Origin of the sequence: Cohaesibacter sp. ES.047, assembly GCF_900215505.1 — a bacterium.
Lineage (GTDB): Bacteria > Pseudomonadota > Alphaproteobacteria > Rhizobiales > Cohaesibacteraceae > Cohaesibacter.
The window spans coordinates 480,593-497,244 of record NZ_LT907844.1 but is presented as its reverse complement, the minus strand read 5'-3'; the positions used below and the strand labels follow the sequence as shown (position 1 = coordinate 497,244).

The window sequence follows — 16,652 nt, the reverse complement described above, 5'->3', positions numbered from 1 at the left end:
TGGCCCGTTCATCCTTTTGAACTGGTGCGATGAGACACGCACAATTGATCGATGGCATCCCAATCAAGATCTACGCCCAAGCCAGGAGCTTTGGGCACCATCGCCCAGCCGCGTGCATCAATGGGGAGTTTGCCTTTCAACGGGAACTGGAACGGTTCCTGCGGCACAAAAAGCTCGAAATAGTCACAATTCTTGACCGAGCAAGAGACATGAAGATTGGCGATATCCATGAAGGCCATGGTGGTGGTGTGTATTTCGCAATTCATGCCGAAACTCTCTGCCAGATTGCAGATTTTCAATGTTCCGGTCACACCGGCTTTCCATGAAACGTCGGCTCTTACGATGTCTGCAGCCCGCTGGGCAATGGATTGAGCAACCCCCCAATGGCAGCCGCGTGTCGTCTCCGTGGCAGCGACAGCAATATCCAGAGCGCTGCAAAGCTCGGTATATTTTGCAAGTTCAAAATCCCTGAATGGCTCCTCGAACCATTCATAACCATGCTCTTCCAGACCGCGCCCCACACGGATGGCCTGATCAAGCGTGTAATCGCCGACAGGATCGCAAAAGAGCAGAAAATCCTCGCCGACAGCTTCTCGCAAATTTTTGTGTAGTTCGATATCCCGGCGCCATGGTGAGGGGGAGTGCACCTTGTAGCCGGGGACGCCGAGATCCTTGTAGAAAAGTGCCTCTTTGATGCAATCTTCATCGTCTTCATGGAACAGGCCGCTGGCATAAGCTGGCAGACCATCACGCACGGCACCAATATATTGGTAAAGCGGCAAGTTGGCAGCTTTGGCCGCGATGTCCCACAAGGCGACATCAATGGGACCGGGTAGATAGACGGGGAAGAAGGTCAGATGCCGGTCCAGCGTCCATAATTCGTGCCAGATCTGTTCTCGATCATGCACATTGCGTCCCAGTACGACCGGCGCAATCACATCATGTAAATAAGTCTCTGTGATCACACCCGATCTGGTGGCGAGTGCAGAGGCATATCCGTCTATGCCTGCGTCTGTTGACAAACGCAGGACGACAACGTCCCAAGACATGTTTGAGCCTGCGCGATTTTCTGGAAAGAGCGAAAAATCGCGCTTGCAGTGCCAAGTTTCGAGTTGTGTGACTTTCACGATGGGACCTCAAGTGTCTTGTCTATTGACGATCAGCCTGCGCGGCACCTAAACAAAGATGTCGTTACGGTTTGCAAATATCTCTTCACGGAATTGTTCCAGAACTTTCAGATGTCCGAGCATCTGTTCTCTGGCACCTTCTGCATCCCCTGCCTCGATCTCGGCAATGATGCGTTTGTGAAATTCGATTGCCTCCGCATCAAGATGGGCGTGTTGGAGCTCAATCACGCGCATGCGGTTGAGATGCGCACGGATTTCGCCGACAACATCATAGATCGTCATATTGTCTGCAAATCGCATGATGGCGCGGTGAAAATCCTCATCCAGCCCCGAGAAGGCATGATAATTCTTGTCTGCAACCACCTCGATTTGTCGCAGAATGCTGGCTTTTATTGCCAGACTGAAAGCCTGACTTTCCTCATCTTCGGCGCGCCATTTCTGGGCTGCCTTGGCGACCGCGACAGTTTCCAGAATCTCCCTCACTTCCTGCGACTCACGGATTTTTCGTTTTGACAAGAAGGAGACGCGCGCTCCGCGTTGGGGCAGCACTTCGAGAAGATCCGCAAGAACGAGGCGCTGGAAAACCTGACGGACCGGTGTTCTGCTCACGTCAAATTGCGCTGCAATCTCGTTCTCATAGATCATGTGTCCGGGCACATATTTCAGGGTGACGATGCGCTCATAGAGTTCGTCATAGATGACGCTTTCCAGCGTCGGGCGATCCCGAAGAATTGATTCCGCTTTTTTCTTAATGAGTCTTCTCCTTAAAGATCCGTTTGCTCGAGCATGCTCACTTGCTGCCGCCGGCAAAGGCGATGGGTGATCCGTCTGGCCGGATTGCACATGCATCAAGTGCCGCTCGATCAAATTTCAGTCCATGGCCTGCATCGCTTGGCGGACGACCGATTGCATCTTTCACGACAATGGGGTCTTCAAGAAGTCCCAGCTCAGTGAAACTGCCACCAATCACATTCTCAAGCATAAAGCCGTTGGGAACGCCGCACAGCAGGTGTAATGACAGCTCCATCATATAGTGAGGGGCCACTGGACGTCCGAATATATCTGCAAGATGCGCGATTTTCAGCCATTCCGAAGGACCGCCTACAAAAGCCACGTCCGCTTGAATGATGTCGACGGCATCTTGTTGTAAATATTCAAGGAATTGGGCGCGTGAGAACAAGCTCTCGCCAAGCGCTATCGGGGTCGTGGTGGATTTTCTTAGCGTTGCATGGGCCGCAACGTCATGAAAGAGCAGAGGCTCTTCTATCCAACCCAACTGGAAGGATGCGAGTTGCGCGGCCTTCTGTCTTGCTTCCGATGAGGTCCATTTCTGATTCAAATCGACAAAGATTTTACCGTCGGGACCAATTTTTTCACGTGCAAGTCTAATGCGGGCGATATCTTCTTCGATCTCTGTACGTCCGATTTTAAATTTCACAGCCCGATAGCCTTGCGCCTTATAGTCATCCAGTCGCAGTGAGAAGTCGGCCAACGTATCGTCATGGGTCAGTTTGATTTCCGAAATATAGGCCGGAATTTCAGGACGAGCGCCTCCGAATAGCCGCCAAAGGGGCTGACCCAGCGCTTTGCCGATCAGATCCCACACTGCAACATCGATTGCCGCAATAGCCAGCATATTCACACCAGTCCCCAGTCGGCGGGACTGTCTTTGCAACTTGGTCCATATCTGCTCGCGATCCAGCGGATCCATGCCGACGATCAGTGGCGCCAGATAATCTTCAATCAGGGCTGAGATGGAAGTGATGCCGACATCGACCGAATAGCTAAAGCCCGTCCCTTCCAGACCGGTATCTGTTTTGAGAACAACAAATACAAACTCCAGAGCTTGCACTTTGTTTGTTGCATCCTCCCATGGCGAGACAGGGGCAATCCTGTGTGCTGAAACTGAAACTTCCTCAATTCGCATGTCTGAATTCCTTTTCGACTCTGCCATATCGTGCGCTGGAAACTACTATTGCATGCTTGAACACTTGGATACAAGTGTGTACTATGACATTACCGCACGAATGAGAAAATCTGTGTGGAACTGATCTGGAAGGTTGGGTGAGCAACAATTGGCTCGTCGCCCGGTTTGGCATGGTTCCTGACTGGTCGACTTTGTCATTGTTTGTAGGAATTCTTCTGCGGGGCCTCTTTAATAGTGCGCCCATTTTTTGAGAGCAGGGAATTTCTAAACCAAATCAGACGGATGCCAATGACCGGAAGGCGGGTGGAGCTGCTTTTCAATATTGGGGTGGGGGAACCTACCGAGAGGATTTCGTGCTGGCCGCTCATTTCAAAGGCTGGCCGAAAAAGATTATGGGAGTGAAGAATGCATAAACTACTAGGGTCTACTGCCGCACTGCTGCTGGGCGGCTTGCTATCCGCTGGTGCTGTCAATGTGGCCTCTGCGCAATCGGTTGTGTTGAAATATGGTGAGTTGAACCCGGACTCTCATCCAATGACAGTTGTGGCACGCGCATTTGCCAAATTGGTCAAGGAAAAGAGCAACGGGGATATCGTTGTTGATGTCTATCCCTCCAGTCAGCTGGGTGACGAACGCACCGAGCTTCAGGGCTTGCAAATGGGTGCGATCGATATGTTCCGCGCCAACGCAGTGAGCCTGGGTGACTTCGGCTCGAAGAAATCCAACCTGTTCTCCCTGCCCTATCTGTTCCGTGATCGCAATCATCTTTGGAATGTGCTTCATGGTGAAATCGGGCAGGATATTCTGTCTGATGTACAGGCTTCAGGTTCGATGATGGTTGGTGTGGCCTTCATGGAAGAAGGGCAGCGCAACTTCTTCTTCCGCGATGCTCCCGTTTCCGACATGGAAGGCATCAAGGGCAAAAAGATCCGCGTCCCTCAGACGCAGATCCTGATCGATACGGTCAAAGCTTTTGGCGCAGCACCAACCCCAATTTCCTACTCGGAACTTTATTCAGCCCTGCAAACCGGCGTGGTTGACGGTGCGGAGAATCCTCCGACCGGTTATCTGGCGAACAATTTCTATGAAGTCGCGCCTTACTATATGGTCGATGGTCACACCTACAGCCCATCCATCATGGTGATGTCCGAGATTTCATGGAACAAATTGTCCGCTGATCAGCAGGCCATCATCGCGGCGGCTGCACGTGAGACCGAAGATTTCAACAAATCGCTGGCTGAAGAAGCCGATGCCAAAGCTTATGAAGAACTCAAAGCCAAAGGCGCGCAGATTATTACTGTAACAGATCTGCCGGAATGGCCCAAAGCTGTTGGCAGTGTCTATGAAAAATATGGCTCTGACTTTACCGATATAATTCAGGCAATTCTTGCTGTGAAGTAAAGTCAATTGATGGCTGCTCAGGGATCCCGGCTTTGGTCGGGGCTCCCTGAGCAAAAATCCAGTTCCCAATTCCAGTCTTTGCGAGTGCCAATGACTCTTGAGCCGATCTCCCGCCCCATATATCTCGTTGTCAGGCATGCCTGCAACGTGATGCTCATCCTTCAAGTTGTCCTGATCTGTTATGCAGTATTCGCCCGTTTTGTGCTGAATAATGCCCCGGCATGGGTCGAGGAATTTTCATTGCTGTTTATGGTCTGGTTCTGTTTGCTCAGCCCAGCCGAAGCGATCAAGGAAAAACGGCATCTTGCGATCTCGATTTTGCAGTCTTTCCTGCCAAGTCGGGCAATTCGTATCGTCGATCTTTTCAATCATACCCTGATTTTGCTGTTCGCGGTTTTTATGGCGACCGAAGGCATGAAGCTCGCAGAGCTCACCTTGCGCAACATCATGCCCGGCATGGGGGTCTCAGCCACCTGGCTTTATACCGCGGTGCCTGTTTCCGGTGTGATCATTGCATTGGCATCCATCGAACGTATCCTCGCAATTCTGTCCGTTCCGGGCGAAAATTATGTTGAGCTGGAGTGCAATAGTTAGAAATGGAAATACTGACCGACATTCCGGCAACTGTGTTGTTGATTGGATCATTCCTAACAATGATCATTTTGCGCCTGCCGATCGTTTTTGCAATCGGCATTTCAAGCGTTGTTACGACCCTTTATCTGGGATTGCCGTTGATGATGGTGGCCCAGAATATGGTCAAGGGGCTCAATGTTTTCGTGTTGCTTGCGGTGCCCTTTTTCATTTTGGCTGGCGACATCATGTCTGCAGGGGGGATCGCCGACAAGCTGGTAGCCTTTGCGACTGCGCTGGTGGGATGGATGCGCGGAGGGTTGGCCATGGTCAACATTCTGGCATCCATGTTCTTTGGCGGCATTTCTGGCTCCTCGGCCGCGGACACCACGGCCATCGGCAAGATGCTGATCCCGATGATGAAGAAAAAGGGGTATGATGAGTCCTTCTCCACTGCGGTGACGATCACCAGTTCGGTGCAAGGGGTCTTGGTGCCACCCAGCCACAATATGGTGATTTATGCCCTCGCTGCTGGCGGTGTCTCGATTGGTGGGTTGTTTCTGGCAGGGATGGTGCCCGGCGTGCTGCTGGGCATCGCCTTGATGGTCTATGCCTATATCGCGTCGCGAGTGAAGAACTACCCTACGGGCAACAAATTCGAAATGCGCGAATTGTGCCGCTCTTTCTGGGACGCATTGCTTGGTCTGGGCACTGTGCTGATCGTTGTGATCGGGGTGATTTCCGGCATCTTTACAGCCACGGAATCGGCTGCGGTGGCGACAGCTTATGCCTTCTTTATCACTTTCTTTGTCTATCGAAAGATCCCGCTATCGGAAATCTGGCCTATTCTGACCCGTTCGATTAAAACCTTGGGGATCGTCATGATCCTGATCGGAACATCGACGGCCTTTGGCTGGCTGTTGGCTTTCCTAAAAGTGCCAGCATTGATCGCGCAAGGCATTTTCACCATCTCGGAAAATCCGATCATCGTGCTACTGATCATCAACCTATTTTTGCTCTTCATGGGTATGTTGATGGATATGTCGTCTCTGATCTTGATCTGTACTCCCATTTTGCTTCCCATCGCCAAGCAGATCGGTATTGATCCTATCCATTTTGGTGTGATCATGGTGCTTAATTTGGGAATCGGACTGCTCACACCACCGGTCGGGAGTACCTTGTTCTTGGGGAGTGCCATATCAGGGGTCAGTATCGAGAAAATAACGAAGGCAACATTGCCCTTCTATATCGTGATGCTGGTGATGTTGATGGCGGTGACATTCATACCCGCTTTGTCCATGACGATGGTCGGCCTGTTCTTAAGTTGACGGGCTGGATTAAGAATGGTGGTGTTTGATGGTTGCTCTGCGCCATAAAACTGGCAGAGACTTGGGGCGTAGGTGAAGCGGCGAGATGCTCGAACCGAACAGATTGCGAGGCTATCGATTTATACCTCAAAACTACCGGGGTATACCAAATTTCGGTCTACTCCGGTAGACTTCGCTAGTTTTCACTAGCTTTAGTCCCATTCCGAGCCAAGATCCGACTGGGAAATGATCCATCCTTCAGGCTTTGCCAAGGCGTGGATGGCTTGCATTTCAGCTCCTGACAATTCGAAATCGAAGATGCCGAAGTTTTCAGGCAGGCGTGTCAGTTTCGCGGTCTTTGACAGGAGTGATCAGAGGATACGGTATCCAGGCGACTGAAGATAGACATCATCACCGAGACTGTTTCGGCCGCGCTCTTGCCGGTCATGCGAGCAGCCAGGGTAACCCGGAATTTTCTCTCGTGGATCACAAGCACAGGGCGGGTTCGCTTGCAGATGATCAGATCAGCTTCCCATGTGTGGATGCCCCGTTTAGTGCAAGAGATAATTTCAGCAATTCAGACATGTGATCGGGTACGGTCATGTGTCATACCAAGGGCGTGAAGTTCTGACTCTTTAGGGATTCCATTTTTAGCACTGGCGTGATTCAACATGGCAAAGGAGATTTTGCCATGTCTGCCGCTTTGATTCTTAGCGATGCTTTTGACGCCGATAGTTTGCGCCGTCTTGCCAAAGGATGCCGCAATGCCAAACAGAGCCGCCGCCTACTGGCCATTGCGGCTGTCTATGACGGCATGAACCGTGCTGATGCCGCCAAAGTCGGCGGTATGGACCGCCAGACTTTGCGAGATTGGGTTCTTCGCTTCAATGAGCAAGGCACCGATGGTCTTGTCGACATCAAAGCAACCGGCGCTCCCATGCGCTTGAGCCCAGAACAGCTCGAAGAGTTTGTTGCTATCGTTGAAACCGGTCCTGATCCTGAGAAGGACGGCGTCTCTGTCTGGCGTAGCCAGGATCTGGTGCGTGTGATCCAAGAGCGGTTTGGGGTCTCCTACAAGGAACGTGGAGTACGGGATCTTTTGCGCCGCATGGGGTATGTGCGCATATCTGGTCGACCTCAACATCCAGAACAAAAGCCTGAAGTCATTGATGCTTTCAAAAAAACTTCTCCGCAACGTTGGCAGCGCATGTAGGCCATTTGCCAAAGAACAAGCCCATCGAGATTTGGTGGCAAGATGAGGCTAGGTGTTCGGTCCCGGGATTTGATGGATCGGATTCATTTTGAATCTTTCCGGATCCTCTGTCCACTTTTTGCAGATAAATTCGTATGGGGTCAGGCCCCTTAGCGTCTTCAATCGTCTAGCGAAGTTGTAGGCATCTATGAAAACAGCCAGATGCTTCTGGAGTTGCTCGTGATCGTCGTAATGGAACCGTTTGACGGTGGCATCCTTAATAGTCCGGTTCATCCTCTCGACCTGACCGTTGGTCCATGGGTGCTTCACTTTTGTCAGGCGGTGTTCAATGCCGTTTCCAGTGCAGACCCGGTCAAAGATGTGCTGGAACTCATGGAGATCGCGAGACCGATTGGTGAACTGGATGCCATTGTCGGTCAGAACAGTATGGATGGTATAGGGCACAGTGGCGACCAGATTGCGCAGGAACTGTGCAGCATTCATCTTTCCTGCCTTGGTATAGAGTTCAACGAAGGCATACTTGGAAGTCCGGTCAATAGCCACAAAGAGATAGAGCTTGCCTTCAGCTGTCTGTACCTGGGCAATATCGATATGGAAATAGCCGATCGGATAGCTCTTGAAACGCTTCTTTGGCTGCTTGTCGCCTTCGACACTCGGTAGTCGCGAAACTCCGTGTCGTTGCAGGCATCTGTGCAGTGAAGAGCGCGTCAGATGCGGGATTGTCGGCTGGAGTGCATAAAGGCAGTCGTCGAGAGGCAACAAGGTATGCCTGCGGAAGGCGACAATGGTCGCTTCTTCTTGCCGCGAAAGCACAGTCGAACGTGGCTCCTTCGGTCCGGTTCTTAAGTCCGCTTGTGAGGTGCGCGTCTTCCACTTGACGACCGTTTTCTGATTGATGCCGTATCGCTTGGAAAGCACTCTCAGGCTCTCTTGACTATTTTGTATTGCTCGACGGACTGCCTCTGTCGTCGTGGCGCTGCCGTGTAGAACTTGGCCCATAGTGCTTCCCTCCATTCAAATGAGAAAGGTGCACCATCAAAGCATGGGATCAAACACCCTAGATCATCCGATCGCGCTCTTCGTCTTTGCTGCAACTGCTCTCGTTATCCTGACACCCGTTCTTGTTCGCGTCTTGAGGATATCTGGACAGGATGAGGCTGTGAGTTCGGAAGGCTGAGAATGGGCCGGTTCAAACCAATGACCCAACAGGTGAGCGGGCTTGCTATTGCTTTAGCGGGCGCCGCTCTCTTTTTGGTAGTGGGGTTGCCGCTTCCATTTCTGTTTGGTTCTCTCTTTGCCTGTCTTATGGCGGCACTTTTGCGGCTTCCGTTCAAGGGAGTCGGTCTTCTTTCGAAGACCGCCCGAACTGTTCTCGGTGTTGCTGCGGGAGCCTCGATAACACCCGACGTGGTTCATGCCTTGCCGCACATGGCTTTCACTATCGCGCTCATTCCACTTTTTATCGGTCTCATCGCTGTTGTCGGTTTGCCCTTCTTTCTCCATTTTGGCTACGACCGGGTGACAGCTTGGTATGCCGCCATGCCTGGTGGATTACAGGACATGGTCATTTTTGGGCAGGAAGCGGGTGGCGATGCCCGTGCCTTGTCACTTATTCATGCGACGCGCGTCCTCGTTATCATCACCTTGGCTCCAGTCATCGCGACCCACTTCTATGGAGTCGGTTTTGACCATCCCATCGGTGCATCGACGAGGGATCTCCCGGCGGTTGAGCTCGTCCTTATGATTGTTGCAGCGCTGGGAGGATGGTTTCTAGCCGTTCGCCTGAAATTGTTTGGGGCGGCCATTCTCGGGCCGATGATTTTGGCGGCCTGTTTCACCCAACTTGATCTGCTACATGCCAGACCCCCGCGTGAAGCCATCTTGGCAGCTCAGCTTCTTATTGGCCTCAGCATCGGTGCCCACTATATCGGAGTCACTTTGCGAGAACTTGGCCGTTTCGTCTTGTCCGCAGTTTTGTTCGTCCTGATCCTCGCCGCCATGTCGGCGTTGTTCACCGAAGTGATCAGCCTGCTCGAGTTTGCTCCGCCGCTGGATGCGTTTCTTGCCTTCTCGCCCGGAGGTCAGGCAGAAATGGCCCTATTGGCGATGCTCTTGGGAGCTGATATGGGGTTTGTTGTGGTGCATCACGTCTTTCGAGTGATCATCGTCATCACCGGAGCACCAATCGCTGCTCGTTTGCTGCGAAAGCTGGCGAAATATGAGGAGTTGAACCGACGTTCTTAGACTTCCCGAGTTGTTCTCCCTGAACGAAGTCAAGGCTTGACGCGACCCAGAGCGCGCTGGCTCTATATTGCCGGAGGCTGCTTTGTTGTGCCATTCGCCTTGGCAACATGGGATGCCCTATTGGGCAAATTCAAGCAAGGTTTCGAGAAGATTCTCTAAACTCTCAGATATCGAACTCCTTTACTTCATTCTGAGTCACTCTGCTTTTCCTGTCCGTGGGGAACCCGCTTCGCGTTTGAAAAGCTCGGTACTCTACTGAGTGACAAGATCGAATGCAGTCGGGAGGGGCTGGAGTTCTCCCGACTGCGCTGCTTAACCGTCAAAACAAGGGAGGTTGAATCGTTAAGCAGCGGATCGGGCTTGTCTCCAATGCAGGAGACGCGAAATCCTGTTCTGAAGCTCTGCGTCATCAGCCCAGTTCAATTGCTGGAAAGGTTTTCTGGCTTCTCCACAAGGTACACCCATCTGAGAGACCACATATTTAGTGCCATTGATGATGCTGGGATAAACGGCCTCAATCAGTTCGTTGGCCATGCCTTGCAGTTCCAGTGCTTCTGGCATTTTTCCGAGTTGAAAGAGTTCAGCAATTGCAACAATCAAGTCTCCCATGAAATTGAAAGTCGTTCCGATGCAGCCGTCAGCACCCATCGACAGACCTGCTAGTGTCATTTCATCGAAGCCATTGTAAATTATCTTCTCAGGGAATGCTCTCTTGATACGATCAAGAGTGTATAGGTCAGATGAGGTGAATTTTACCCCCTCTATATTCTTGTGCTCGAGCAGTTTGCAACATGCTTCGAAGCTGAGGCCAAGATTTCTCGCTGGAAAGTTATAGACGATTAGAGGAACTGATGTATTCTGTGCAAGCGTGAAATAGTGTTGCATCACTTCAGATTCCGAAAAACCATAGTAAAAAGGTGATATCGCGGAAATTGCATCGTAGCCGCAATCATTGGAAACCTTTGACAATCGTAAAGATTCTTCTGTCGCGATCGTTCCTATATGAGCGATTTTCTTCAATCCTGCTCCGTGTTTAGCGACGAGTTGAAGTATTGTCTCACGCTCCGAACTATTTTGCATCGGACCTTCCCCGCTGCTGCCACCCACGTATACGCCGGACAGGCCTAGCTCACTTTGAAATTCAAGCAATTTGATCAAAGCGCGCTCGTTCACCATGCCATCCTCACCGTATGGTGTGACCAAGGCAGAGTAGATTTCCTTCGGATGCATTTTCTTTTCCTTTATGTTGACAAAGGTGGAGCCATAATCCAATATGGTAATACCAAAAAATATTATGGCTTTACAGTAATTTTTTATCGTGTTACCAAACATGAGAAGGAGAAGCAAGCGTGATTGCGAACAGCAAAACAAAAACCGCAGGGGAGAGGATCGCATCTCAACTTGTCGATGAGGTCAAGGAAGGCGTCTTGGTGGAAGGTGATCGCCTTCCATCGGAGCGCTCACTTGCAGAAAAATTCGGAGTTTCAAGACCCACGATCCATCACGCGATACAAATTATGGCACGCAACGGATATCTCGAGACGAGCGGTAAGCGCCGACCAAGAGTTGTTTTGCCAAAGGTGCATTCTCTGCCCGGATTTCAGGCTGAAACCGTGGCCGTTCTTCTGACGCAGGAAGAAGGACATGCCAGTTTAGAGCAGTTGCGACAGATCATTGAAACAGGAGCTGTAAGAGTTGTCGCGCGAGCTTCTGCGGTAAACCATGTCGGTCGATTGATGGCACAACTTCGTCCTTTGGAAGAGGCCGGGGCACCGGAGGAATTTCTTTTGGCGGACCAGGCATTTCACCGAACCCTAATTGGTTGCCTTGAAAATCCAATCGTTTCAAACCTTTACGAAAGCTTTATCGGAGAGATTTTTAAACTCCGAATTGGGCGCGCATCGGATCGAGATCACTGGGATGCTGTGCGGCGCGAACACCGAGAGATCGTCGATGCAATCCGAATGAGTGACCCAGTGAAGGCAGCTTCAATACTCGAAGAGCATTTGATGGATGCTTATGCATTGAGTTTTTAATCAACCGGCACACCCATAGAAACCTGCCGGTTGCAGCATGAAGGAGGAAAGTAATGCTAAAGATCGTATCCGCCATAGTTTGTGCGGTTTTGCTTCCCGTTACAGCGGCTCAAGCGGAAACTCTTTCACTTGGGATGCAGGAATCTCCCGGACACAATCTTTACAAGGGTGCCGTAGCAGCGAATGAAAAGCTCAAAGAGCTTTCTGGTGGAACAATGGACATCAACATCTTCCCAAGCTCTCAGCTTGGAGAATTCAGAGCGATGGCCGGACAGGTGCAATTCGGTGAACTGGACATATTCGTTCACGGCTACACCGATCTGAACTACATGATGCCGAATCTCACTCTCTTGGGTGCGCCTTATGTGCTTCCGAGTTTTGAGGCATTTGAAAAGCTGATCGCCTCGAGTTATGGAGACGGTATCGAGGCTGATTATGTCGCAAACGACCTACACCCGATTGATAACTGGTATCTTGGCATGCGCCAGATGACGTCAAACAGGCCGATCAATTCCATAGAAGACATGAAGGGCCTGAAGTTGCGTGTCCCAAATGTGGACCAATTGATCGCGTTTGCCGAGGCCGTTGGAGCTCAGCCATCCCCTGTCGCTTTTCAGGAAGTCTATCTTGCATTGCAGACCAATCAGGTCGACGCGGAAGAGAACCCTTTGCCAACCATCGAGAACATGAAATTCTATGAGGTTCAAGACTATATCGCGATGACTTCGCACTTCATGGCCGCAATGACCGTGACGATGAGCGAGGCAACTTGGCAGAAGCTTTCGGATCAACAGCGCGACTGGGTGACAGAGGCACTCAAGTACGGAGGTTCCGTGTCTGATGAACTGACGTTTGAAGGAGAAAGAAACCTGCTTAGCTTCTTCAAGGAAAAAGGGCTGACGGTCACATATCCCGAGTTGGAACCGTTTCGTGAAGCGATGCAGCCATTCTACGCAAAAATGAATGAAAAATTTGGCGAAGGTTCCATCGAAAAACTTCTAGAGTTTGCAAATTGAAATGAAGAAAAAAGCCACGGGGCGAATGGGAAACCATTCGATCGAGGGAAGTATCTCTGCGATTTTGATGATGCTTCTTCTTGTGACTGTTGCTGTCCAGGTCATCGGCCGTAGTGCCGGTGGCTTTGGGCCGGTTTGGACGGAAGAGTTGTCGCGATGGTTATGGATATGGATGTCCTTTGTGGGGCTTGCTGAAGTTGAAAGACAGCGGGGGAACTTACGAATGGATGCTTTCCAGGCCCTGTTTCCTGCTTCTGTTAGTCGTGGGATCAATTTGCTGATCGACATAGCTTTCTGTCTTGTTCTCGTCCATCTGATTCAAATCGGTATTTCAATGGTTGTGAGAACAGCAAACTACTCATCAGTCGCCTTACCAATTCCTACCGCATGGCTCTACGCAGCATTTCCGGTTGGGGGAGCATTGACCTTTGTTCGCGTTGTCATGCGCGTCATTGGCGAGTTTGCGGAATTGCGCTCTTCTTTTGCGCGCAACAGTGCGGGAGATGAAAAATGACACTGGCAATCATTGCCTTTTCCATGTTGTTCATGATCGGCCTCGGTGTGCCGATTGCGCTGTCCATGCTGTTCACGAGTATGGGATATTTCTATATCAATGGTAGCGGTTTGACCTTTGCAACTCAGAGGTTGGTTGATAGCTTAAATAGTTTTCCGCTACTGGCAATTCCTCTTTTTATTCTTGCCGCGAGTCTGTTGAACAATGGAGGTATTACGGCCCACATTTTCGGGTTTGCTACACGCCTGGTCGGACACATCCGAGGTGGGTTGGGACACGTAAACGTACTTGCCAGTGTCTTCTTCTCAGGTATGTCAGGATCGGCTGTTGCCGACACTGCAGGGTTGGGAAAAATGGAAATCGAAGCGATGCGGAAAGCTGGTTATGATGCTGAATTTTCGGGTGCCGTGACCGCGGCTTCTTCGATGATCGGCCCCATCATTCCACCCAGCATCACAATGGTGCTCTATGGCGTCAGTGCGAATGTGTCTATCGGCGCTCTCTTCCTCGCAGGAGTCATTCCTGGACTTTTTTGCGCGGTTGCTCTCATGGCCATGGTGTATTTCTATTCTGTCCGCAGGAATTACCCTGCAGAGAAGCGTGCGAACTGCAAAGAGGTCTGGGAAAGTTTCAGAAAGGCCTTCTGGGCACTGCTGACACCGATGATCATTATCTTCGGTATTATGGGAGGGTATTTTTCTCCCACCGAAGCGGCTGCAGCGACCGTGGTCTATGCTCTTCTGATCGATCTGTTCATCTACCGGACCTTGACAATCAGAAGGCTCTGGGGATCACTTTATGAAGCCGCCTCGCTATCGGCGAGCATCGCATTCATTGTTGCCAATGTCGGGATGCTTGGAATTATTCTGGCAAAAGAGCAGGCACCGCAGCAACTTACTCAACTATTTCTGGCGTTGGTCGATAGCCCGATCATGTTTCTGCTGATCGTCAACCTCTTGATCTTCGTTCTGGGGGCTTTCATTGAATCTATGGCAATCCTTCTGATTGTCGTTCCGATTCTAGTGCCTTCAGCGCTATCCTTTGGCATTGATCCAATCCACTTTGGGGTGGTTGTTGTTTTGAATATCATGATCAGTACGCTAACCCCTCCCATGGGCATGGCTCTTTTCGTGGTTGCAAAGGTTGGCAACATTCCGTTCCAGAAGCTGGCACTGGCGATTCTGCCCTGGCTGATACCTCCGGTATTCGTGTTGGTATTGGTGACACTGATCCCAGAGATCTCGATGTTTCTTCCCAACTTGTTGCGATAGTACTCACGTTTTCTCTGCGCCCCGTAATCCATGAAAGGTTTTTGGGGGGTGGAGTATTGCTAGTGCCTTTGTGAAGCGGGAGATCATTCCGACAGAGATGTGGTCTCTTCTCATACCAACGGCATTTAATTCTGACCTTCTTGAGCCCATTTTCTCATACCTATTGAATGGATGATGGTTGGGTTGGCGGAGAGGCTCTTCCATGCTTGGCAACCAGCATCAAGAATGGCGGCATAGTCTTCGAAGACCCGATTGGACAGGAAGGTACCGCGCAGATACTGCCAAATATTCTCAACTGGGTTCAGTTCCGGTGATTTGGAAGGCAACAGGAGGATGGTGATATTCTTGGGCACGTTGAGTCTGCTTGTCGTATGCCATCCGGCACGATCCATCAGCACCACGGCATGAGCGCCGCGCGCCACTGTCCTTGAGACTTCTTCGAGGTGCATTTGCATGGCCTGTGTATTTGCAAAAGGCATCATCAATCCCGCGCCAACGCCACGCGCTGGACATATTGCACCGAACAGATAGGCATTTTTATATCGCTGATCGGCTGGCAGACGTGGTCTGGTTCCCTTTTTTGCCCATAGTCGGGCCAGTCCATTCTTCTGACCAAGCCTAGCCTCATCTTGCCACCAAATCTCGATGGGCTTGTTCTTTGGCAAATGGCCTACATGCGCTGCCAACGTTGCGGAGAAGTTTTTTTGAAAGCATCAATGACTTCAGGCTTTTGTTCTGGATGTTGAGGTCGACCAGATATGCGCACATACCCCATGCGGCGCAAAAGATCCCGTACTCCACGTTCCTTGTAGGAGACCCCAAACCGCTCTTGGATCACACGCACCAGATCCTGGCTACGCCAGACAGAGACGCCGTCCTTCTCAGGATCAGGACCGGTTTCAACGATAGCAACAAACTCTTCGAGCTGTTCTGGGCTCAAGCGCATGGGAGCGCCGGTTGCTTTGATGTCGACAAGACCATCGGTGCCTTGCTCATTGAAGCGAAGAACCCAATCTCGCAAAGTCTGGCGGTCCATACCGCCGACTTTGGCGGCATCAGCACGGTTCATGCCGTCATAGACAGCCGCAATGGCCAGTAGGCGGCGGCTCTGTTTGGCATTGCGGCATCCTTTGGCAAGACGGCGCAAACTATCGGCGTCAAAAGCATCGCTAAGAATCAAAGCGGCAGACATGGCAAAATCTCCTTTGCCATGTTGAATCACGCCAGTGCTAAAAATGGAATCCCTAAAGAGTCAGAACTTCACGCCCTTGGTATCAGTCGTCAGAAAAAAATTAATGCAAACACCGAATGATGGCCCACCGACTGGCGGAGCTCATCTAGGGACTGTTCTGCGGCCCCTTTTCGCTGCAACTTCTATTGGGGCTTCACATCCTTTTGAGCCTGAAACAATCCTGCGTTATGCGTTAGTCGAGCTGTTTCCTACATTTCTACAGTCAATCGCGGTGCCGGCGATTTTTCCTCTGTTGAGGGCAGGGTAGAGCGCGCCCTCATCGGAACGGGACCTCTGCCTCTGATCTGCTCAACGTGCTAATGGCAGGGTCATTTCAAATGTTCGGGCACGGGAAGTACGATAAGCTTGTGCAAGGCCAGTTTGTCCTCAACGGTCATGTCATCGCCATAGAGTTCGCGATCGCGGATGGCCTTGACGCTGTGGCCCATCAGTTCGCCACGGTCGTCATTGGGCAGTTGAACCTTCTTGAGGCGAGATTCAAACGAGTGCCTTGTGCCGCCAACTGTGTGCTTCTCTGAAGGCAGTAGGCCTTTTTCCCTGAGAGCCTTGTTTATCGTGTTGGAATAGTTGCTGTTGCCACGATACTTTGGAAATCCTCCAGGGTGCCGTTTTGCTGCTGCCAGAGCGACACCGACGAGGGGTACCATCCTTTGAGAGGCTGTATTCTTAACCTCGCGACTGTGAATCGGCGTGCAAAATTGACCCACTTAGGTGGGTTATGAGCGAGTAAAATTGACCCACCTGTATCCGTTAGTCTCTGCAGGCCAAGTGCGG

General features: G+C 51.1%; 16 protein-coding genes. 9 read left to right on the top strand and 7 right to left on the bottom strand.

Annotated features, from left to right (window positions below; genetic code table 11):
- Positions 1-8: 8 nt before the first annotated feature.
- From CPH65_RS02065 to CPH65_RS02055, 3 genes are all read right to left on the bottom strand, one after another.
- The gene (locus tag CPH65_RS02065) at positions 9-1,049 is read right to left on the bottom strand and encodes an enolase C-terminal domain-like protein (protein ID WP_197703942.1); all 1,041 of its coding nucleotides are present in this window, start codon (positions 1,047-1,049) and stop codon (positions 9-11) included.
- A gap of 126 nt (positions 1,050-1,175) precedes the next feature.
- Entirely contained in the window at positions 1,176-1,976 is an 801-nt protein-coding gene (locus CPH65_RS02060) for a GntR family transcriptional regulator (protein WP_096171918.1), read from the bottom strand.
- Positions 1,918-3,054 (bottom strand): mandelate racemase/muconate lactonizing enzyme family protein, encoded by a 1,137-nt coding sequence (locus CPH65_RS02055; RefSeq protein WP_172891438.1) that lies wholly within the window; start codon positions 3,052-3,054, stop codon positions 1,918-1,920. Before CPH65_RS02055 ends, CPH65_RS02060 begins: the two co-directional genes overlap by 59 nt.
- A 405-nt stretch (positions 3,055-3,459) precedes the next feature.
- Between CPH65_RS02055 and CPH65_RS02050 the strand changes: the two genes are divergently transcribed.
- The 4 genes from CPH65_RS02050 (at position 3,460) to CPH65_RS02030 (ending at position 7,545) form a co-directional block, all read left to right on the top strand.
- Positions 3,460-4,455, top strand: coding sequence for a TRAP transporter substrate-binding protein (locus CPH65_RS02050; protein WP_096171916.1), 996 nt, complete (start codon positions 3,460-3,462; stop codon positions 4,453-4,455).
- Positions 4,456-4,545: 90 nt separating this feature from the next.
- Positions 4,546-5,049 carry a TRAP transporter small permease gene (locus tag CPH65_RS02045; RefSeq protein ID WP_244574608.1) on the top strand — a complete coding sequence of 168 codons (504 nt, stop codon included), beginning with the start codon at positions 4,546-4,548 and terminating at the stop codon, positions 5,047-5,049.
- Positions 5,050-5,051: 2 nt separating this feature from the next.
- The gene (locus CPH65_RS02040; protein WP_096171914.1) at positions 5,052-6,353 is read left to right on the top strand and encodes a TRAP transporter large permease; all 1,302 of its coding nucleotides are present in this window, start codon (positions 5,052-5,054) and stop codon (positions 6,351-6,353) included.
- A gap of 640 nt (positions 6,354-6,993) precedes the next feature.
- The gene (locus tag CPH65_RS02030; protein WP_157747456.1) at positions 6,994-7,545 is read left to right on the top strand and encodes a winged helix-turn-helix domain-containing protein; all 552 of its coding nucleotides are present in this window, start codon (positions 6,994-6,996) and stop codon (positions 7,543-7,545) included.
- 48 nt (positions 7,546-7,593) lie between these two features.
- Here CPH65_RS02030 and CPH65_RS02025 read toward each other — a convergent pair whose 3' ends face one another.
- Entirely contained in the window at positions 7,594-8,544 is a 951-nt protein-coding gene (locus CPH65_RS02025) for an IS481 family transposase (protein WP_096171912.1), read from the bottom strand.
- 180 nt (positions 8,545-8,724) lie between these two features.
- On the opposite strand from CPH65_RS02025, the gene CPH65_RS02020 reads away from it, so the two are divergent.
- Complete coding sequence (locus CPH65_RS02020; protein ID WP_096171911.1) at positions 8,725-9,789, top strand: AbrB family transcriptional regulator; 1,065 nt, start codon at positions 8,725-8,727, stop codon at positions 9,787-9,789.
- Between the two features lie 342 nt (positions 9,790-10,131).
- Here CPH65_RS02020 and CPH65_RS02015 read toward each other — a convergent pair whose 3' ends face one another.
- Positions 10,132-11,121 carry an N-acetylneuraminate lyase gene (locus CPH65_RS02015; RefSeq protein WP_244574512.1) on the bottom strand — a complete coding sequence of 330 codons (990 nt, stop codon included), beginning with the start codon at positions 11,119-11,121 and terminating at the stop codon, positions 10,132-10,134.
- A 17-nt stretch (positions 11,122-11,138) separates the two neighbouring features.
- On the opposite strand from CPH65_RS02015, the gene CPH65_RS02010 reads away from it, so the two are divergent.
- The 4 genes from CPH65_RS02010 to CPH65_RS01995 are packed head-to-tail and all read left to right on the top strand — an operon-like array spanning position 11,139 to position 14,626.
- On the top strand, positions 11,139-11,825 hold the full coding sequence (locus CPH65_RS02010) for a FadR/GntR family transcriptional regulator (protein WP_096171910.1): 687 nt from the start codon (positions 11,139-11,141) through the stop codon (positions 11,823-11,825).
- Positions 11,826-11,878: 53 nt separating this feature from the next.
- Positions 11,879-12,841, top strand: coding sequence for a sialic acid TRAP transporter substrate-binding protein SiaP (locus CPH65_RS02005; protein WP_096171909.1), 963 nt, complete (start codon positions 11,879-11,881; stop codon positions 12,839-12,841).
- Position 12,842: 1 nt separating this feature from the next.
- The gene (locus CPH65_RS02000) at positions 12,843-13,355 is read left to right on the top strand and encodes a TRAP transporter small permease (RefSeq protein ID WP_096171908.1); all 513 of its coding nucleotides are present in this window, start codon (positions 12,843-12,845) and stop codon (positions 13,353-13,355) included.
- Positions 13,352-14,626 (top strand): TRAP transporter large permease, encoded by a 1,275-nt coding sequence (locus CPH65_RS01995; RefSeq protein ID WP_096171907.1) that lies wholly within the window; start codon positions 13,352-13,354, stop codon positions 14,624-14,626. Before CPH65_RS02000 ends, CPH65_RS01995 begins: the two co-directional genes overlap by 4 nt.
- Positions 14,627-14,751: 125 nt before the next feature.
- Here the strand turns inward: CPH65_RS01995 and CPH65_RS01990 are convergent.
- Positions 14,752-15,818 (bottom strand): IS630 family transposase gene (locus tag CPH65_RS01990; protein ID WP_096171592.1). Its coding sequence is split into 2 segments (ribosomal slippage): positions 14,752-15,314 and positions 15,314-15,818, totalling 1,068 coding nucleotides; the frame shifts between segments, so codons are not numbered across the junction.
- Positions 15,819-16,186: 368 nt separating this feature from the next.
- Complete coding sequence (locus CPH65_RS01985) at positions 16,187-16,525, bottom strand: hypothetical protein (protein ID WP_096171906.1); 339 nt, start codon at positions 16,523-16,525, stop codon at positions 16,187-16,189.
- Positions 16,526-16,652: the final 127 nt, after the last annotated feature.